Annotated in this window: 17 protein-coding genes and 3 pseudogenes; 10 read left to right on the top strand and 10 right to left on the bottom strand. The window is 68.3% G+C overall.

The features are described from left to right. Positions 1-228: 228 nt before the first annotated feature. Together C4U44_RS38170 and C4U44_RS43075 are read right to left on the bottom strand one after the other, a co-directional pair. Entirely contained in the window at positions 229-1,170 is a 942-nt protein-coding gene (locus tag C4U44_RS38170) for an undecaprenyl-diphosphate phosphatase (RefSeq protein WP_103890718.1), read from the bottom strand. A 236-nt stretch (positions 1,171-1,406) separates the two neighbouring features. Then, positions 1,407-1,568, bottom strand: a pseudogene (locus C4U44_RS43075) ((2Fe-2S) ferredoxin domain-containing protein); the annotation flags it as partial. Positions 1,569-1,731: 163 nt separating this feature from the next. On the opposite strand from C4U44_RS43075, the gene C4U44_RS41780 reads away from it, so the two are divergent. Then, positions 1,732-1,962 carry an ATP-dependent DNA ligase gene (locus C4U44_RS41780; protein WP_160145197.1) on the top strand — a complete coding sequence of 77 codons (231 nt, stop codon included), beginning with the start codon at positions 1,732-1,734 and terminating at the stop codon, positions 1,960-1,962. 534 nt (positions 1,963-2,496) lie between these two features. On the opposite strand, the gene C4U44_RS38160 is transcribed toward C4U44_RS41780, so the two are convergent. Then, positions 2,497-3,255, bottom strand: coding sequence for an alpha/beta fold hydrolase (locus C4U44_RS38160; protein WP_103890716.1), 759 nt, complete (start codon positions 3,253-3,255; stop codon positions 2,497-2,499). 283 nt (positions 3,256-3,538) lie between these two features. Between C4U44_RS38160 and C4U44_RS41345 the strand changes: the two genes are divergently transcribed. Together C4U44_RS41345 and C4U44_RS38155 are read left to right on the top strand one after the other, a co-directional pair. Then, complete coding sequence (locus C4U44_RS41345; protein WP_146088445.1) at positions 3,539-3,823, top strand: hypothetical protein; 285 nt, start codon at positions 3,539-3,541, stop codon at positions 3,821-3,823. Between the two features lie 19 nt (positions 3,824-3,842). After that, positions 3,843-4,619, top strand: a complete 777-nt coding sequence (locus C4U44_RS38155) for an ATP-dependent DNA ligase (protein ID WP_103890715.1) — start codon at positions 3,843-3,845, stop codon at positions 4,617-4,619. Positions 4,620-4,680: 61 nt separating this feature from the next. Here the strand turns inward: C4U44_RS38155 and C4U44_RS38150 are convergent, their stop codons facing one another. Next, positions 4,681-5,712: a cation diffusion facilitator family transporter gene (locus C4U44_RS38150; protein ID WP_103890714.1), complete on the bottom strand. Its 1,032-nt coding sequence runs from the start codon at positions 5,710-5,712 to the stop codon at positions 4,681-4,683. Between the two features lie 283 nt (positions 5,713-5,995). Further along, positions 5,996-6,190, bottom strand: a complete 195-nt coding sequence (locus C4U44_RS41340; RefSeq protein WP_146088444.1) for a DNA ligase-like domain-containing protein — start codon at positions 6,188-6,190, stop codon at positions 5,996-5,998. Positions 6,191-6,393: 203 nt separating this feature from the next. Here C4U44_RS41340 and C4U44_RS43070 point away from each other — a divergent pair, with 203 nt between their 5' ends. Next, complete coding sequence (locus C4U44_RS43070) at positions 6,394-6,690, top strand: SGNH/GDSL hydrolase family protein (RefSeq protein WP_235032651.1); 297 nt, start codon at positions 6,394-6,396, stop codon at positions 6,688-6,690. Between the two features lie 169 nt (positions 6,691-6,859). On the opposite strand, the gene C4U44_RS38140 is transcribed toward C4U44_RS43070, so the two are convergent. Next, positions 6,860-7,657, bottom strand: a complete 798-nt coding sequence (locus tag C4U44_RS38140; RefSeq protein WP_103890712.1) for an MIP/aquaporin family protein — start codon at positions 7,655-7,657, stop codon at positions 6,860-6,862. Positions 7,658-8,631: 974 nt separating this feature from the next. Between C4U44_RS38140 and C4U44_RS41335 the strand changes: the two genes are divergently transcribed. Together C4U44_RS41335 and C4U44_RS41330 are read left to right on the top strand one after the other, a co-directional pair. Then, entirely contained in the window at positions 8,632-8,883 is a 252-nt protein-coding gene (locus C4U44_RS41335) for a hypothetical protein (protein ID WP_146088443.1), read from the top strand. 630 nt (positions 8,884-9,513) lie between these two features. Beyond that, positions 9,514-9,717 (top strand): hypothetical protein, encoded by a 204-nt coding sequence (locus tag C4U44_RS41330; protein WP_146088442.1) that lies wholly within the window; start codon positions 9,514-9,516, stop codon positions 9,715-9,717. 354 nt (positions 9,718-10,071) lie between these two features. On the opposite strand, the gene C4U44_RS38125 is transcribed toward C4U44_RS41330, so the two are convergent. Next, positions 10,072-10,677, bottom strand: coding sequence for a TetR/AcrR family transcriptional regulator (locus C4U44_RS38125; protein ID WP_103890709.1), 606 nt, complete (start codon positions 10,675-10,677; stop codon positions 10,072-10,074). Between the two features lie 119 nt (positions 10,678-10,796). Here C4U44_RS38125 and C4U44_RS38120 point away from each other — a divergent pair, with 119 nt between their 5' ends. After that, positions 10,797-11,099, top strand: coding sequence for a DUF427 domain-containing protein (locus tag C4U44_RS38120; RefSeq protein ID WP_103890708.1), 303 nt, complete (start codon positions 10,797-10,799; stop codon positions 11,097-11,099). Between the two features lie 208 nt (positions 11,100-11,307). Further along, the gene (locus C4U44_RS38115; RefSeq protein WP_103890707.1) at positions 11,308-12,801 is read left to right on the top strand and encodes an MFS transporter; all 1,494 of its coding nucleotides are present in this window, start codon (positions 11,308-11,310) and stop codon (positions 12,799-12,801) included. A 162-nt stretch (positions 12,802-12,963) separates the two neighbouring features. Here the strand turns inward: C4U44_RS38115 and C4U44_RS38110 are convergent. The 3 genes and pseudogenes from C4U44_RS38110 to C4U44_RS38100 all read right to left on the bottom strand — a co-directional run. Then, a pseudogene (locus tag C4U44_RS38110) lies at positions 12,964-13,613 on the bottom strand (SDR family oxidoreductase); the annotation flags it as partial. A 225-nt stretch (positions 13,614-13,838) separates the two neighbouring features. After that, positions 13,839-13,955, bottom strand: a pseudogene (locus C4U44_RS43065) (short-chain dehydrogenase/reductase); the annotation flags it as partial. A gap of 186 nt (positions 13,956-14,141) precedes the next feature. After that, on the bottom strand, positions 14,142-14,714 hold the full coding sequence (locus tag C4U44_RS38100; RefSeq protein ID WP_103890706.1) for a TetR/AcrR family transcriptional regulator: 573 nt from the start codon (positions 14,712-14,714) through the stop codon (positions 14,142-14,144). A gap of 91 nt (positions 14,715-14,805) precedes the next feature. Here C4U44_RS38100 and C4U44_RS38095 point away from each other — a divergent pair, with 91 nt between their 5' ends. Both C4U44_RS38095 and C4U44_RS38090 read left to right on the top strand, forming a co-directional pair. Continuing rightward, entirely contained in the window at positions 14,806-15,699 is an 894-nt protein-coding gene (locus C4U44_RS38095; RefSeq protein ID WP_103890705.1) for an alpha/beta fold hydrolase, read from the top strand. Between the two features lie 14 nt (positions 15,700-15,713). Further along, positions 15,714-16,586: an alpha/beta hydrolase family esterase gene (locus tag C4U44_RS38090; RefSeq protein WP_103890704.1), complete on the top strand. Its 873-nt coding sequence runs from the start codon at positions 15,714-15,716 to the stop codon at positions 16,584-16,586. Positions 16,587-16,629: the final 43 nt, after the last annotated feature.

Below are 16,629 nucleotides of genomic sequence, written 5' to 3'. Positions count from 1 at the left end.
CAGTGCGCCGGGTAGGGGTGGTGCGGTCATCGGCGCTCACCCCCTTCCACAACCAGGGTGAGCGGGCCGACGCTCTGACGGCGCATACGTTACTGCCCAGCCTAGATGCCGCCCGTGGCCTCCTGCTCGACCCGTTTCACACCCGTGACGGCCCGCACCGCCCAGCCGGAGGCGCAAGGGGTCGGTGATGCGATCGAAGCTGACGTGCCCCGCGCACGGCCCGTCACGTCAGGCGAACCAGATCATGCTGGCGACGCCCGCCACCAGGGAGTAGATCGCGAACGGCGTCAGGGTGCGGGTGGTGAACCAGCGGGACAGGAACCGCACGGCGGCGTACGCGCAGACGCCCGCGGTGAGGAAGCCCACCGCGATCTGGCCGTGGATGTGGTCGCCGGCCGACCCCGCCAGGCTCGGCAGCTTCAGCACGCCGGCCGCGAAGATCACCGGGGTGGCCAGCAGGAACGAGAACTTCGCCGCGTCCTCGTGGTCCAGCCCCCGCAGCAGCCCGCCGACCATGGTGATGCCGGAGCGGCTGATCCCGGCGAGCAGCGCCAGCGTCTGGAACAGGCCGATGACGCCGGCCTCGCGGTAGCTGAGGGTGTCCAGCCGGCGCCGGGCGCCGCGGCTGCGGATGTCCGCCTCGGTGGCCGCGCCAGGGCCCGCGCTCAGCCCCGGCTCCGGCATCGCGGCGCGCGCCTCCGCGCCACGGCGCAGGCGTTCGCCGGCGAAGAGGATCACGCCGTTGAGGGTCAGGAAGGCCGCCGCGGCCTCCGGCTTGGCGAACAGCGTGCGGAAGGTGTGCTCCAGGGCCAGGCCGGTGATGCCGACCGGGATGGTGCCCACCACCAGGAGCCAGGCGAGCCGTTCGGTGGACGTGGTCACCGTACGGGTGCGCAAGGTCGTGAACAGCGCCTTGATGATGGCCACCCAGTCCTTGCGGAAGTACGTCAGCAGGGCCAGGGCGGTCGCCACGTGGAGCGCGACGATGAACGCCAGGTACGGGGAGGACCCGGAGTCCTTGGAGGCGTTCTCGGTCACCAGGTGGTGCCAGGAGCCGCCGATCCAGGCCGGAACCAGCACGGAATGGCCCAGGCTGGACACCGGGAACAGCTCGGTCACGCCCTGGAGGGCGCCGATGGTGACGGCTTGGAGGTAGGACAGATCGGACACAGGCGCAGTCCTCGGGGGCTGGAGCGGACGGGGGCGTGAGCGGCACGGGCGGGCGGCGCCGCCGGACCAATTTCGACTACACGACTGTAGACGCTCCAGTGAAAGTAGGAGGCGCCGAATCGGGTCACAAGCAACGTCGGGTGAATTCCAGCCGAATGACACATGGCGGTGGCTTTGTGAATTCCCTTCGGGAGAGCTTGCTGAGCCACCGGGGTACCTCGGCTCGCGGTCTCAGCCTCGAGTACCTGGCGGACGCGCCGCGAGGGGCTGAAGGTGTACAGGGCGAGGATGCCGGGCGGGGTGACCAGGCCCGGGCCGCCTGCCTGGATCCAGGCGGCGATGTCCCGCGGGGCGTCAGCGTCGTTGACCAGGCCGAGCCAGACCGGGCGTGGCAGGGCCGCCGCTTCTCCGCCGCTTGGGGCAGTGCGGAGCCGCTCGAGGTGGACCTTTGCTTCATCTGTCTCCGGGGCCGGAGCCGGAGCTAGCCCGGCCAGGGGAACCGCGATCGCCTCGCGCCGGCATCCCCGATCACGGTCGGTGGGGCATGGTAGGCGTCGGCACATGCAGATCCCGGACCCGATGCTGGCCGCGCCTGTCAACGAGTGGGCCCTGGACGCCCACACGGTCGCGGAGCCGAAGTGGGACGGGTTCCGGGCGATCCTGGCGCACCGTGAGGACGGCACGGTGCTGGTGCGCTCCCGGCGCGGTACGGACATGACCCGGTTCTTCCCGGAGATCGCCGCCCCGCTGGAGCGGTTGCCGGCGCCGGCGGTCCTGGACGGCGTTATGTGACCTGCGAGCCTGTCTCAAGGGCTCGGCGTCTCACGACTTCTGCCTCGCCCGCTTGACTGGTCAGCGCGCCGCGCCTGGGAGCGGAACGCCAGTGTGGACGCTGTCGATCATGGTGTGGACGCTGCCGGAGCCGATGCTGGCTGTTGCCGTGGGCAGTCTGGACTGCTCGATCAGCACCTGTGACCCACCGACGCTGGCCGGGGAGGGCCGACGCGCCCGCAGGAGCGGGTGCCTCGTCGGCCCATCGGTCCGCAGGACCGATCACCGGCCCGGGTATCACGGTGCTCGCCACCATGACCACGGCGCCGAGGCGCGGCACCGGGGCATGCATTCAGCTCTCGGGGGCGGCCTTGACGGTCAGCAGTGCCACCAACAGGTCACCGAGCCCGGACCGCGGCCCTGAGCACCACTCTCCCACCGCCCACGAAGCCTGCCGGCGACTTCATTGCACCATGCGCCAGCAACAAGCACCCGAAACCAGCACTGTTCGATCCTGAGCCGGGAAAACGCGTAGCTCAGGATCGAACCAGGCACTCAGGCGCTGAAGAACTTATGGACGCGGGAGACGAACCATTCGGGTTGTGCCAGGTGCGGATAGTGCGTGCGCTTCGGTGTTTGCTCGGTCACGGCGGCGGGGATGCGGTCGGCGAGCCAGTCGGCGTAGTCACCACCGGGGTCCGTTCCATGCAAAGACAGGTATGGGACACCAGGCTGAAGACTCGTGGTCCGTCGAGACCACGCTGCCAGGGTGTCAGCGTCCCAATCAAGCAACGGGGTCCAAAAACCGCTGAACACATCCTGGTCGAGGATGCGGCGGCGCTCGATGTCGGCCACGAGCACAGGGTCCAGCTCACCGTGCAGCGAGGCGAAAACCGTACGAACGAAGTCCGCGAAACCCTCTCCCCGCACAGCGCTGGCTATCTCCGCAGGCAGCGGGCCGACCCTCAGCGACTGGTCAACGTTGACCACACCCCGGGTCGGATAACGAGCTGCGTAGGCCGTCGCAATCACTCCACCGAGGGAATGGCCGACGATGAACGGAGGCTGGTCCCCAGTCAGATCCTCGCCCAGCGACTCGATCAGATGATGGATGTCCTCCACCGACTCGTCAATCCCGAACGGCGAGATCCGAGGCGAGTCCCCATGGCCACGCAGGTCGACGCGCAGCACGCGGAAGTGCTGCTGCAGGCAGACGGGATCCCAGAAGCTTCGGTTCTCGGTGATGCCGTGGACTGCCACGAGCAACGGTCCCGTGCCCTTGAGGTCGTACGCCAACTGGCTGTCAGGTGTCATGGTCACTCTCAGTTGCGATGCTGGTTCGACGGATCGGCACCGGTTCAGAAAACAACCCGGAGGCCAACGCCGGTAACAGTCCACCCTAAGCGCATCAAATCAGAAGGTTTAAACAGGCTCTGATGTCGGGTTCATCACGGCGCGGGGAGGTTCGTGATGGTGGTGCCGAGTTGTCCGCGCAGGGTGGCGTTGGCGGCTTCGAGTTCGGTCAGGCGCAGGGTGAGGACCCGGATGTGCTGGGCGTAGGTGGCGAGGTGGCGCGCAGTTCCTCTCGCTCGGCTGCGTGGCGGGAGCGCAGTTCTCGCTCGGTGTGCTTGAGACGAGTGATCTCGGCGGCGAGGATGCCGGTTTGCGGCCGGGGTGGGGCGGGCGCGTTGAACAGGGCCGTGATGATCTTTACCAGGGGCGAGCGGTAGTAGGTGGCGCGGGAGATGCCGGCCTCGGTGCACAGCGTCGTGATGGTGAGGGCTCCGCTGGTGCGCTGCGGCTGACCGGTCAGGATCCGCTCGAAGGCGTGGACGATCGCTTGGTCGACGCGGGGCTGGACGGTTGTTATCCCGGCCTGTAGCCCGCTCGGTGAGACATCCGTGGTAGTTCACATAAACGCGGAGCTCGTCATCTGGGTCGACGGCCGCCTCGCGTTCGAGCGGCTCACGCCGCGGCTGAACCGCACACCGGCCGCAGTGGCCCGGCTCGCCGACCAGGCCCCGGCGACCGCGGTCGTCTGCGACCTGCTGCGCTGGTCCGACACCGACTACCTGACGATGCCGTACGCGCGGCGCCGAACGGACCTGGAGGCGCTGTTCGCCGCCCGGCTCCTTGAGCCGCCGTTCAACCTGTGCCCGTCGACGTCCGAGACGCCCGTGGCGGAGCAGTGGCTGAGGGACTGGGTTCCCCTCGGTATCGAGGGCCTGGTCCTGAAGGACACCCGGGCGCGGTACCGGCCCGGGGGTCAAGGGGCGCAGGGGTGGAGGAAGTGGCGGGTGCGGCACACCGCGGAGGGGATCGTCGCCGCGGTGACCGGCCGCCCGAGCCGGCCGCGGACGGTCCTGCTGGGCCGCTACGACGGCGAGGGCCGGCTGCGGTACGCCGGCCGCTCCACCACGGTGCCCGCCGCCGTCGCTGCCCGTCTCGGGCCGCTGCTCACCCCCGCAGGCGAGGGGCATCCGTGGCAGGGCCGCCGTTTCTCCGCCGCCTGGGGCAGCACCGAGCCGCTCGACGTGGACCTGGCGGTATCGGAGTTGGTGGTGGAGGTCTCCGCCGACGTCTCCCTGGACGCGGCCGGCCGGTGGAGACATCCCGTGCGGATCGTCCGCGACCGACCCGACCTCACCCCCGCGGACGTCACCGGCTTCGGACCCTGACCGAAATATCGGCCTGACCTCCCGAACGGAGCACGACGTCGCTGGGAGGAAGTGGGGCGGGTCAGTGCTCGTGGGGGTGGGGGGTGTGGACGGGTCCGTGGGCGTCTTCGCAGTGGTCGTCTCCGGCCGGGGTTGCCGGGCTTGCCCCGCTGATCGTGTGCAGCTGGTTGGCGTCGTCTCCGACGTGGTCGACCTGCAAGGTGGCATGGTCGATGCGGTAGTCGGATGCCACGAGCTGCTGGAGCCGACGTCGTACCTGGTGGCAGTCGCTGCCCGGGGCCACCAGCACGTGGGCGGACAGGGCGTTCTGCCCCGAGGTGATCTGCCAGACGTGCAGGTCGTGGATTTCGACGACGGCGTCTTGGGAGGCGAGTCGGTCTCCGAGGGCGTCGGGGTCGACGCCGGCGGGAGAGGCTTCCAGGAAGACCCGGGCGGAGTCGCGGACCAGTCCGTAGCCGGCCTTGAGCATCAAGACCACGACCAGCAGGGAGGCGATGGCGTCCGCGCGGGCGAAGCCGGTGGTCAGCACGATGGCGCCGGCGATCGCGGTGGCGATGAATCCGAACAGATCGGTCAGGATGTGCTGGTAGGCGCCCTCGACGTTCATGCTGGTGCGGTTGGCTTTGGAGATCGCCCAGGTCGCCGCGAGATTGACCGCGATGCCGATCAGGGCGGTTGCCAGGACGAGGCCGCCGGTGACGTCGGGCGGGGAGATCAGCCGGTGGACGGACTCATATGCCAGCCACACCGACAGCAGCAGCAGTGTCAGGCCGTTGGCCTGTGCCGAGAGGATCTCCACCCGCTTGAGCCCGTAGGTGTACATGCCCTTGGCGGGCCGGGCCGCCAGCTTCATCGCGACCAGGGCCAGCATGATCGAGGCCACGTCGGTGAGCATGTGCGCGGCGTCCGAGATCAGCGCCAGGGAGTTGGCGATCACGCCGATGACGACCTCGGCGCACATGAACACCCCGATCAGTGCCAGGGCGATCGTCAGCCAGCGCCTGTCGGCGTTAGCGGACACCCCGTGTGCATGCCTGGAGTGGCCGTCAGCGCCCTCGACGTGATCGGTGTGTTCGTCGTCGTGATCAGACACGAATCCCCCGGGAATTGGCCGCGCTCCTCAGTGCGGCGGGACGTTCAGTGAACCGTGCCCGAGGGGCTTTCTCCAAAGGCTGCAGTGGGGATCGTTACCACTTTCACCCGCGGTGATTTCGCCCCGTGAGGACGGTGCCACGCTGGGGAGTCGGGCGCGCGCTGCCGCGATGGGGCAGGAGGTCGGTCAGTCGTGGGGCGGCAGGTGACCGAGCTGGTGGCCGGCGACGTTGAGGCTTAGGGCCTGAGCGTGAGACAACAGACCGCTGAGACACACGCGCAGGTCATATAACGCCGTCAAGCGCCACATCGGGAGGCAATCCCGCGGCGGCCGAGGTGACTTCGGGGAACGCCGAGGTCATGTCTGCGAGCATCCGTCGCCGACGACGGCGATACGGACGCTGCGTGAGCACGACCAGGCCGCCGCGGTGCCCGCTCCACGGGAAGATGTCGCAACCGTCGAGCACGACCTGGCCCATGATCAGCCAACGAGCGCAACGAAGCCAACTTCACGATCCACGAGGCAGCGGCAGAGATCGAGAAGGCCTTGCTGGAGATCCACAAACGGGCCCCGCATGCCGAGGTCGCGGTCGTCGGATACCCCGCTGCCATTCCCCAGGACGAGACGAAGTGCCGGTACGACGGATCCCCCATTCCTCTCCTGAGCAACCAGCTCGGGCCGATGAACCACGCTGACCTCGCGTGGCTGCGCGGCAAATTCGAGGAGTTCAACGTCGCCATCGAGGGCGCCGTCGCCGATGTCGCCGACGATCCCGCATTCAAGGTCGCCTATGTCGACACCTACGATGCCTTCAGGGGGCACGAGCCCTCCCAGCTGCAGACCCCCAACCGGTGGATCTGGCCGATCCCGGCTCCCATCCTCTCCGAGCATGCCCTGTGGGGCGCGGCTCACCCCAACGGGTACGGGCACGACGAGATGACCAAGCTGGTCGCCGCGGCCCTGCCCATCACGGAGTAGCGACGGTCCGTCGGCAGGACTGGGCACCCCTACGCTGCAAGCTTCTCGCATGGGATGCGGTGCCACAGCACACCTGGGGGGCGACTGTCCGCATCACGGCGGCGATTCGGAGCCGGCCGAGCGGGGCGCCAGTGGCTGTGGGGGCGGGGCGGCGGCTCGGCCCGGGCCGTCAGTGACCGTGCGGGGGCTGCCCGGCGGCGGACCCGTCCCCGGAGCCGCCCAGTTTGTACGTCAGGGGCTTGTGGGTGTTGAACCGGCGGATCAGCAGGTGGTGCACCGAGGCGCCGAGGCATGCTCCCAGGATCGGCGCGACCAGGTAGATCCACAGGTCGACGGTCTCCCCGGCGATGGTGTTGGGGCCGAACTGGCGGGCCGGGTTGGCCGAGCCGCCGCTGCGCGGCCCGAGAAAGGCGATGATCAGCGCGATGGCCACCCCGATCGTGTACGGGAGCAGGCGCGCCCGGCGGGGATGGGCGAGGAAGAACCCGATGACGAGAGTCAGGCCGATCAGGCAGCCGGTCTCGGCGATGAAGACCGCCGCCGGATGCCAGGTCGGGGCCGGGCGGATCGCGCCGTAGTCGACGGCCGGCGAGGACACCGCCCCGCCCCACACCAGCCGGGCCAGCACGGTGCCGGTGACCGAGCCGGCGAGCTGCGCGGTGACGTAGGGCAGCACGCTGCGGCCGGGAAAAACGTCCATCAGCCATACGGCGACGGTGATGCCCGGGTTCATGTGCCCGCCGCTGCGGCGGCCGAACGGGCTGAGGATGAGCAGCACCAGGGTGACCGCGCTGACGACGCCGACGATCGGGACGGCCACATAGAGGTCCGAGACGTACAGGTCCGAGGACGGGCTGAAGACCCAGCGGGCCGCCGTCACCACGACGAACAGCAGGGCCGCGGTCAGCACGAACTCGTCCCCGGCCCGCCGCAGCGGGATCGGCGGGTGCCGAGGGGCCTTCTTCATGCGCGGCTCCGGCGGATCGGCACGTTGCAGGACTCCCTCGTCTCGGTTTCACACGTCCCGGGGTGCCTGAGCGGTGTTCTCCCGGCCGCGTTCCCCATGATCGCTGCTCCTCGCGGTCCGACCCGATATTGCCCGGCGCACACGCCGGGAACCGGTTCCGGGGGGCCCGGGGACTGACGCCACGTCAGTGGATGTCACGGACAAGACGCAGAAGGCGAGCCGCTTGCGAATCGCTGGCGGCGCGACAGGACCGCATCGAGCGCCTTGGAGGCCCCGGGCGGGCCGGCGGCCGGCGCCCGACGATGTCCGTTCCGTGGCTGCCGACGGGGCAAGTTGGTTATTCGGCGCTCAAGCGACTCATCAGGCATGGGGGGATATGCCAGCGATTGGAGGGTTCCGATCAGTCCCCGTGCGCCGGGCCGCGCTCGATCCCACCGACGACCCGCGCCTGCGGCTCATCTCCCAGACCGTCTCGCTGGACCACGTTGGCCGCATCCTCGCCGGACGCGAGCGAGGCGCGACCGAGGCTGAGTTGCAGGACCCGGGGATAAATAACGCTCAGGGCAGGGATTCAACGAGGACGACTCAAGCGGATTTGAGCACTCCGCAAGAGGACGACGAAAGCGGATTTGAGCACTCCATAAGTTGATAGTGCATTCACCGCATGAAATCCATCTAGTTGGGGGACGATGCCAGGCGGATGAGGAAGCCTACAGTCGGGTCGCTAGCACAGGACACCGGAACAACAGGAGGAATCCCGGTTGACGATACAATACGCGCTTACGGCAATGGGCACAGCAGCCATATTTGCCCTCGGGATGTCTGGTGCACCCGCCGCGGTAGCCGTGTCGCCGACCGCGGCGGGGCAGGGCGACGCCGCCGCCTCGCCGGCATCCGGGACGGTGCACGCTTCGCTGCCCGGCACAGTTCAGCCGTTCAATGCCTCGGCGTGCAACTCGACGGTTTGCGTCTCGGTGAGCGGGGCCGGAACCTACGTCGACCACGAGGTCGTCACAGCCGCGACCAGCAAGGGCGTTCTGGCCAAGTACATCTACGGTCAAGACGACGATGACGGCTACTGGGAGACGACTACCGGCGGCAAGCACTCAGCGACGCTCAACGTGTGGTGGTCGTTCTCCAACGGCTCCCTCTTCTGCGGCGGGGCGGCGTCCACGACTTCCCCGGCTGACTACAAGAACAGCGTGTGCTTCACCATCCATAACTAACCCATGTCCGACCAGGGAATGGCGGGACCACACCAGTGAAAAGGGCTCCTCCGGGCAGACCCTGACCGCTGGTAACCCGCCTCCACCGCGCTTTTTTGCCCGTCGTAGCCGAAGGCAGTGGAGCTGCCCCTGCAAGGGCGCGGCTCCACTGTTTTCGGTTCAGCTCAGCTGATGTTGCGGGCGACGTCGATCGTGGCGGAGCTGGCGCTCGCCGCGGCCGCCGCACGCGAGGCTCAACTGTGGGAAGCCGTCCGGATCGAGGCCCGTGCCGATGAGCTCCTGGCCCCTACACCACCGTCATCCCCGACGGCCGCGCCCTGCTCGACGCGGTCACCATAGACGCCGAGACCACCACCATCCTGCGCACCCTGCGCGCACTGACCGACATCCCCCGGCTGTTCGTGACAGGTGATTTGGGCCCCACTCCGACACGGAAGTTGGCCCCACCAGACGTTCGAATTCCGGGCGTTGCCGGGGAGTGCGCCACAGACAAAGACGCAGCCAGAGGCAGCCGTCTCGTTCCTCGCTCCGCTGCTGGCGTCCCGCCGGGGATGGGGCCGGAACGAATGTCGGTCATGGCCAAAGTGGGGCCGACTGAACCTGTCACAGACACCCCGGCGCTGGAGCGCCATGGTCTCCGACGCCACCGCCTGCGTGCTCAGCGCCGTCGCCGCAGCTGCTCGCAAGGAGACTCTCCCCGTGCCCGAGGGCTTCGCGAAAGACCTGCGTGCCGTCCTCGCTGCCGCCGCCCACTACGAGACCACAGCTGCCGCACCAGGGTCCTGCCGGGTCCAGCCGCCCAGAGTCCGCGTCGGAGAATGGCTGGACGCGTAGCCGATCCAGCCCGTGCAGTCACTCGTTCGTACTCCCACTTGCCGGCGGCAGAGGTACTGACTGCCCCAGGGGACACGGAGATCACCGCCCTCGGGACTGGGGGAGGGAAGAGGGACGACGACGGCGTCGCAGCCGTCGTAACCTCGAGCGGCGAGATCGACTTCGACACCCTGCTGGCCTTCTCGCCGTCGAGCGGGAGCTTCCGCAGTCGATCGGCCAGTTGACCTGGGACTGCAGGATGCCCTGTTCATGGACGTTGCAGGTCTTCACCTGCTCGTTCAACAGCGGCGCGTCTGCCTGAATGGGCATAGGACACTGATCGTCACCGGCCTGCAGCGGCAACCTATGCGACTGCTAAAGCCGCAGGGGTGCGGTCTGCGGGATAGCGTGCTCGATCAGCATGGCCGCAATGCCGGCGGCGGTCTGTTCAGCGCCGGTGCCGAGGGCCCGGGTACGGACCGAGGCGCCGTCGAGCAGCAATGCCAGTTGCTCGCCGAGGAGCTCCGGGTCGATGGCTCCGGCTTCCCGGGCAGTCTCGGTCAGCCGGACAGCGACGGACTTCTTGTACTCGCGCACGAGTATGCGCGCGGGGTGCTCAGGGTCGGCGATCTCGACAGCGGCCTCGATGAACGGGCACAGGGGTGTCGTCTCCAGCGTGGAGGCCGCCGGCGTCTCGAACGCCGCGAGCAGTCGTTCGCGGGGCGTCAGGTCGGCACGGTCGAACACCTCGGGCATCGTGCCGGGGTCCTGCTGGCGCAGGTGCTCGGTGATCAGCTGGTCCTTGCTGGTGAAGTGCTGGTAGGCGGTGTTCTTGGAGACGTCCGCCACCTCGCACAGCTGATTCATTCCGGTGTTGTTGATTCCCTGCTCGCGGAACAGGTCATGCGCCGCGGCGAGGATGCGCTCGCGTGCTCCTCGCCCACGGCGCTGCCCCCGCGGCCCCTTCTGCAGCTCGGTCATTCCTTAAGCGTACCGCTCGGTGCACATTGTTGCGCCCCACCCCATGCCTCGGTAGTGTTACCAGTACCGACCTGTTCACTTAGTGCGGGATGTGGCACGCAACCACGGAGCACACAGACATGAAGGCATCCATAGGCGGCATCGTCATCGGCGACGCCCGCGACACGGACCTGATCAGCATCGAGGGCAACTTCTACTTCCCGCCCTCCTCGCTCAGCGCCGACCTGTTCAGCGACAGTCCGACGCCCTACCACTGCCCCTGGAAGGGCGACTGCCAGTACCACGACGTCTCGATCGGCGGTTCGACTCACCACGATGCGGCCTGGAGCTACCCGGACCCGCACCCGGCGTCATTCGAGCGCGTCGGACGTGATTACAGCGGCTACGTCGCTTTTGACACAGCTCAAGTGACGCTTGGCTGAGCCACCCCTTGCCGGCGTCGGCGGCCCCGGCGCCACCTGAGCTCAAGCACCTCGCCCGCCTGGCCGGCGCCGAGCCGACACAGGCCCGCGACCAGGCCGTCCGCTGCCGTTCTTCGATCCGAATCGTCCACATACACCGACCCGTTCGGGGATCGGTTCGGGCTGCCCTCTGCGGGCCGACCCGCCCCCTCTGAAAGGCATTGACCGTATGAGTACCCCTAGCGCCTCCACAACCGGGGGCGCTGTCGCAGACCCGCGCCGCTTCCGAGCGCTTGGCGTCATCGTCCTCGCCCAACTCATGATCGTGCTCGACGCCTCGATCGTGACCGTTGCTGTGCCCTCGGCACAGGCCAGCCTTCACATCTCGGTAGCCGATCGCCAGTGGGTCTTCACTGCCTACACACTGGCCTTCGGCGGCCTGCTGCTGCTGGGCGGCCGCATCGCCGACTTCGTGGGCCGTAAACGAATCTTCGAGATCGGCCTGGTCGGCTTCGCTGCCGCCTCCGCCGTCGGCGGTTTCGCCCAGAACGCAGCCACACTGTTCGGGGCCCGCGCGCTCCAGGGAGGCTTCGCCGCCCTGCTCGCCCCTGCCGCTCTCTCGCTGCTGACCGTCACCTTCACCAACCCCAAGGAACAGGCCCGCGCCTTCGGGATCTACGGCGCCGTCTCCGGCGGTGCGATGTCGATCGGCCTGATCATGGGCGGAATGCTGACGCAGTGGGCATCGTGGCGATGGACCATGCTGGTCAACGTGCCGATCGCGCTTGTCGCCCTGGTCGGCTCACGCTGGGCGGTGACCGAGAGCAAGGCCAAGGGCGAAGCGCACTACGACCTGCTCGGCGCGGCCACGGTGACGGCCGGTCTGGTCGCGCTGGTCTACGGCTCCACCAAGGCGGAGTCCGATGGCTGGACCTCAGGTGTCACACTCTCGCTCCTGGCCGTCGGCGTGATCCTGCTCGCCGCCTTCGTGGCCGTCGAGGCCCGTACCGAGCATCCCCTGCTGCCGCTGCGGGTACTGGCGGACCGCACCCGAGGCGGCGCCTTCCTCGCCAACCTGCTGACCATCGCCGGCATGTTCGCGACGTTCCTGCTGCTGACCTACTACCTCCAGGGCGTCCTCGGCTACTCGGCGCTGAAGACCGGCCTTGCCTACCTGCCCTACTCGGTCGGGACCTTCGTCGGGGCCACCGTGGCCGCCAAGTTGATGGGCCGGATCGGGGCGCGGAACCTGCTGGTCGGAAGCATGGTGCTGGGCGCCGTCGGCCTGGTGCTCTTCGCCCAGGTCGGCACGCACACCAGCTTCGCCAGTCACGTCCTGCCGGCGGAAATCATCACCAGCCTGGGCCTCGGCCTGGCGTTCGTGCCCCTCACCTCGGCGGCCCTGGTCGGGGTGGACCCGGCCGACGCCGGAGTGGCCAGCGCTCTGGTCAACACCACCCAACAGGTCGGCAACGCCCTCGGTGTAGCGCTGCTCAACACCATTGCCGCCACCGCGACCGCCAGCTACATCGCCGGCCACGGCGCCTCCGCCGCCGTCCGCTCGGCCGGGCTGGTGCACGGATACCGCACGGCGTTCATCATCGGTGCCGCCTTCCTCGGCGTCAGCGCCCTGGTCACGCTGATCCTGGTCCGGACTCGACGGCAGGACATGACGCCCGGAGGCGGACAGGAGGTACTGACGGAACTTGCCGAGGTGATCTGATCCACAGTGATCCAGGCCATGCCCCGCGGCCGGGGCAGGCCTGACGGGCGGCCGCCGGTCGAACGGACCGGCGGCCGCCGCCACTTCATCAGCGGCGCCGCGGCCCGTGGCGCGAACTGTGGCTGGGCCGGGTCCCGCGCCCGCGCAGCAGGCCGGTGGCTGTCAGGCCTGGGCGGTGGGACGGACGATGAGTTCGCTGACGTCGATGTCGGCGGGCTGCTCGATCGCGAAGGCATGGCGTGGGCGATGGCCTCCGGCGCCACGGCGAACTTGTCCCTGGCTTCGATGAGCTGGGCTCGCACCTCGGGGTTGTCGACGGCTTCGACGAAGTTCGTGCGGACGAAGCCCGGCGAGACGATGGTCACGCGCAGGTTCTCGCCGGCCTCCTTGCGCGGTCCCTCGGAGAGGGCGCGCACGGCATGTTTCGTGGCGGAGTAGACCGCTTGGTTGGGGACCGTGAGGTAGGCAGCGGTGGATGCTGTGTTCACGAACTGTCCGAAGCCCTGGTCACGGAAGACCGGCAGAGCCGCCGCGATGCCGTACAGGACGCCCTTGAGGTTGACGTCGATCATCAGCTCCCATTCGGCGACCCGCAGATCGTCCAGCGGGGAGTTGGGACCTACGCCGGCGTTGCTGACCAGGACGTCGAGCTTGCCGTAGCGCTCGCGTGCCAGCGTGACGAGGTCGGCCAGATCCTGTCGCCGGGTCGCGTCGGTGTGGGCGAAGGCGACGTCGCCGCCGGCGTCCTTGATGCGTGTCGCCAGGGCGTCAAGGGCGTCCGTGTTGAGGTCGCCGAGGACGACCTTCGCCCCGCCGTGCCGGGTCGGCGGGACGGAGTCGAATGCGTCACCGCTCGCGGCGATGTGTGTATCGGGCCGGGGATGCAGGCGTGGAGCCCCCCGGCCCGCCGGTGGCCCTCAGACCTGGGCCATGCCGCCGTCGACGAAGAGCTCGACGCCGGTGATGAAGCTGGCGATCGGCCAGCACGAGGAGTAGCGGTGAACGAGAACAGCGTGCGCTGCCGGCTGCAGCGCCCCTTTGCGCATGACCGGCAGCACGGCACGGGTGACGTTGATCAGACCGAACACGTTGAGGTCGAACAGCGACCTCGCCTCCGCATTGGTGATCTCCTCCAGCGCGCCGAGCAGACCGCGGGCGGGGGGTCGGAGAGGTTGCCGTGTGGACAGGTCGGAATCCCGATGCGGGTATGCCGTCGTTGAGGCGTTGGGCAGTCTTGAGTCAGCTGGGCGTCCAAGCACAGCTGAGCCGCAAGACCGGGTTGATCGACCTGGCCGCCCAACTTCCCGCGACCTGCCGTCTTTTGCTGAGAGCTGTCGCTGTCAGGGACGGTGCAGGCCGGTGAGGAGCAGATTGAGGTAGCGCAGGCCGTGGGTGGCTCGTTCGGTCGGGTCGAGCGCACTGTGAACGTTCGCCGCGTAGGCGATGCCGCACATCAGGGGGGTCATGTCCGCCTCGGTGACACTGGAATCGATGACTCCCGCCGCGTGCGCGCGTGTCAGGAGCTCGGTGAAGGCGGTGGCGAGCCTGCGTTTGAGGTCGCCGGTGTGCTCCAAGCTGTCAGTGGCTGCGGCGAACACCGGGGGAACGGCCGGGTCAGTCAGCAAGGTTTCGATCGCAGCGGCGAGGAAATCACGCAACGCCATCCACGGGTCAGGCTCGGTCAATGCGTGCTCGGCTCGCCGGACCAGCTTCTCGATGGCAGGTAGTGCGACGGCCTCCAGCAACGCTTCCGGCGTGGAAAAGTGCCGGTAGACGGTGGCCACGCCGATGGATGCGGTCCGCGCCACATCGTTGAGCTGCAGGGGTCTGCCGTCATCGACATACCGCCGGGCGATCTCGACGATCCGGTGCCTGTTCCGGGCGGCGTCCTTGCGCAACGGCGGAGTGCTCATACCCCCACAGTAACCAGATGGTGTATCCGGTTGTGCTACGTTAAAACGGATGACTCATCCACTTAGGGCTGGGTCCGGTACGAGGAGACACATGCCTTTCACCGCGGACGCCGTCCCGCACCTTCCCGTCGGATTCGGCGACACCTTCACCAGCCGCACCGTCGACGTCAACGGCGTCGAACTGCACGCTGTGATCGGCGGGACCGGCCCGGCACTGCTGTTGCTGCCGGCGTGGCCGCAGTTCTGGTACGGCTGGCGGCTGGTGATGCCTGCTCTCGCTGAGCACTTCACTGTCGTGGCCGCCGACCTGCGTGGCGTGGGTGCCAGCAGCAAGCCGGCCACCGGGTACGACGCAGTCACCCTGGCCGACGACATGGCCGGGCTGATGACTTCCCTGGGCCACGACAATTTCCATGTCGCGGGCTACGACATGGGGATGATGGTCGGCTACGTACTCGCCGCACGCCATCGCGACCGGGTGAGCAAGCTCGTGCTGGCCGAGGCCGTCCTCGCCGGTTTCACTCCGATGCCCCCACTGCTGATGCCTCCTGAGGTCAACGAGCTGGCCTGGCACTTCGTCTTCAATCGTCTGGCCGAGATCAACGAGCGCATGGTGTCCGGCCGTGAGGAGATCTACTTCGGTCACCAGTTCGCCACCAAAGCCGCCAGTCCTGAGGCCATCCCTCAGGCTGCGGTCGACGTCTACGTCGATGCCCTGCGCGACCCCGCCGCCTTGCACGCGAGCTTCCAGTTCTACCGCGCGGGAGAGTCCGGGGGCCAGGTAGTCGCGCTGGCCGCCGAGGGGCCGCTGGACATTCCGGTTCTGGCCATCGGGGGCGAGCACGGCATGCGCGATGGCGTCGAGCAGGCCGTACGGCAGGTTGCCTCGAACACGAGCGGCGCTATCGCACCAGGTGCGGCACACTTCCTGCCCGAGGAAGCCCCCGAGTGGATGGCCCGTACCTTGATCGACTTCTTCGCCTGAGCCGAGGAAACACCATGCCCAGCACCCTCACAGCCACCCGCGGCAGTGTCACCGTCGCCGAGGCCACCCGCACCTTCACTCTTGTCGGCACCACAGCGCCGGGCGAGGCCAAGCCACTGATTCTTGTGTTCCACGGTTCCGGCCAGACCGGTGACAAGCATCGCGCCTTCACTGGCGGCGTCTTCGACGCGCTCGCCGCCCGCGGTGCACTGGTCGCCTACCTCGACGGCTATCGCGGCAATTGGAACGACGCCCGCCGCGAAAGCCGCTTTCCGGCCCGCCGAGCCGACATCGACGATGTCGGCTTCGCCCGTACGGTCGCCGCCACGTTCGCCTCGGACCGGCGCATCGACCCCGGCCGTGTCTATGCGGTCGGCTACTCCAACGGCGGCCAGATGGCCATCCGTCTCGCCCACGAAACCCCCGGCATGCTGGCGGGTGTGGCGGTGATCGCGGCAACCATGCCCGCACCGGAGAACTTCCTCGCCAGTCAGGCACCTCGGGCGTCATTGCCGGTCTTGTTGATCCACGGCACTAAGGACCCCATCGTCTCCTACCAGGGCGGCACCATGAACTGGGCCCTGCGCACCCTCTTCAAAGTAGGTGGCTCGAGCTGGTCAGCCACCCGCACGGCTCGCTACTTCGCCGAGCGCAACGGGATCACCACCGAACCCACGACCACACGCCTGCCGAAGAAGACCACGGCCGACCCCACCGAGGTCGAACGCACCACCTATGAGGCAAGCGGTGTCCCCCCGGTAGTCCTGTACACCATCCACCGCGGCGGCCACACCGTTCCTGGTCCTTCCTCCGCCCCGGCACTCATCGGCAAGACCAGCCACCAGCTCGACACAGCAGACATCATCACCCAGTTCTTCGACCTCTGAAGCTTTTGCGGGCTCAATCGGGCGGCCGCATCCGGCCGGCCAG

The sequence above is a fragment of the Actinacidiphila yanglinensis genome, assembly GCF_900107965.1.
In the GTDB taxonomy this organism is placed as follows: domain Bacteria; phylum Actinomycetota; class Actinomycetes; order Streptomycetales; family Streptomycetaceae; genus Actinacidiphila; species Actinacidiphila yanglinensis.
This window is presented reverse-complemented; position numbering and strand designations above follow the sequence as displayed.

Excerpts from the sequence above, each read along its gene's own strand:
- C4U44_RS41780 (WP_160145197.1), top strand. The coding sequence starts at position 1,732 with ATGCAGATCCCGGACCCGATGCTGGCCGCGCCTGTCAACGAGTGGGCC.
- C4U44_RS38160 (WP_103890716.1), bottom strand. The coding sequence starts at position 3,255 with ATGACACCTGACAGCCAGTTGGCGTACGACCTCAAGGGCACGGGACCG.
- C4U44_RS41340 (WP_146088444.1), bottom strand. The coding sequence starts at position 6,190 with ATGGGCCAGGTCGTGCTCGACGGTTGCGACATCTTCCCGTGGAGCGGG.
- C4U44_RS43070 (WP_235032651.1), top strand. The coding sequence starts at position 6,394 with ATGAACCACGCTGACCTCGCGTGGCTGCGCGGCAAATTCGAGGAGTTC.
- C4U44_RS38140 (WP_103890712.1), bottom strand. The coding sequence starts at position 7,657 with ATGAAGAAGGCCCCTCGGCACCCGCCGATCCCGCTGCGGCGGGCCGGG.
- C4U44_RS41330 (WP_146088442.1), top strand. The coding sequence starts at position 9,514 with ATGGTCTCCGACGCCACCGCCTGCGTGCTCAGCGCCGTCGCCGCAGCT.
- C4U44_RS38125 (WP_103890709.1), bottom strand. The coding sequence starts at position 10,677 with ATGACCGAGCTGCAGAAGGGGCCGCGGGGGCAGCGCCGTGGGCGAGGA.
- C4U44_RS38120 (WP_103890708.1), top strand. The coding sequence starts at position 10,797 with ATGAAGGCATCCATAGGCGGCATCGTCATCGGCGACGCCCGCGACACG.
- C4U44_RS38115 (WP_103890707.1), top strand. The coding sequence starts at position 11,308 with ATGAGTACCCCTAGCGCCTCCACAACCGGGGGCGCTGTCGCAGACCCG.
- C4U44_RS38100 (WP_103890706.1), bottom strand. The coding sequence starts at position 14,714 with ATGAGCACTCCGCCGTTGCGCAAGGACGCCGCCCGGAACAGGCACCGG.
- C4U44_RS38095 (WP_103890705.1), top strand. The coding sequence starts at position 14,806 with ATGCCTTTCACCGCGGACGCCGTCCCGCACCTTCCCGTCGGATTCGGC.
- C4U44_RS38090 (WP_103890704.1), top strand. The coding sequence starts at position 15,714 with ATGCCCAGCACCCTCACAGCCACCCGCGGCAGTGTCACCGTCGCCGAG.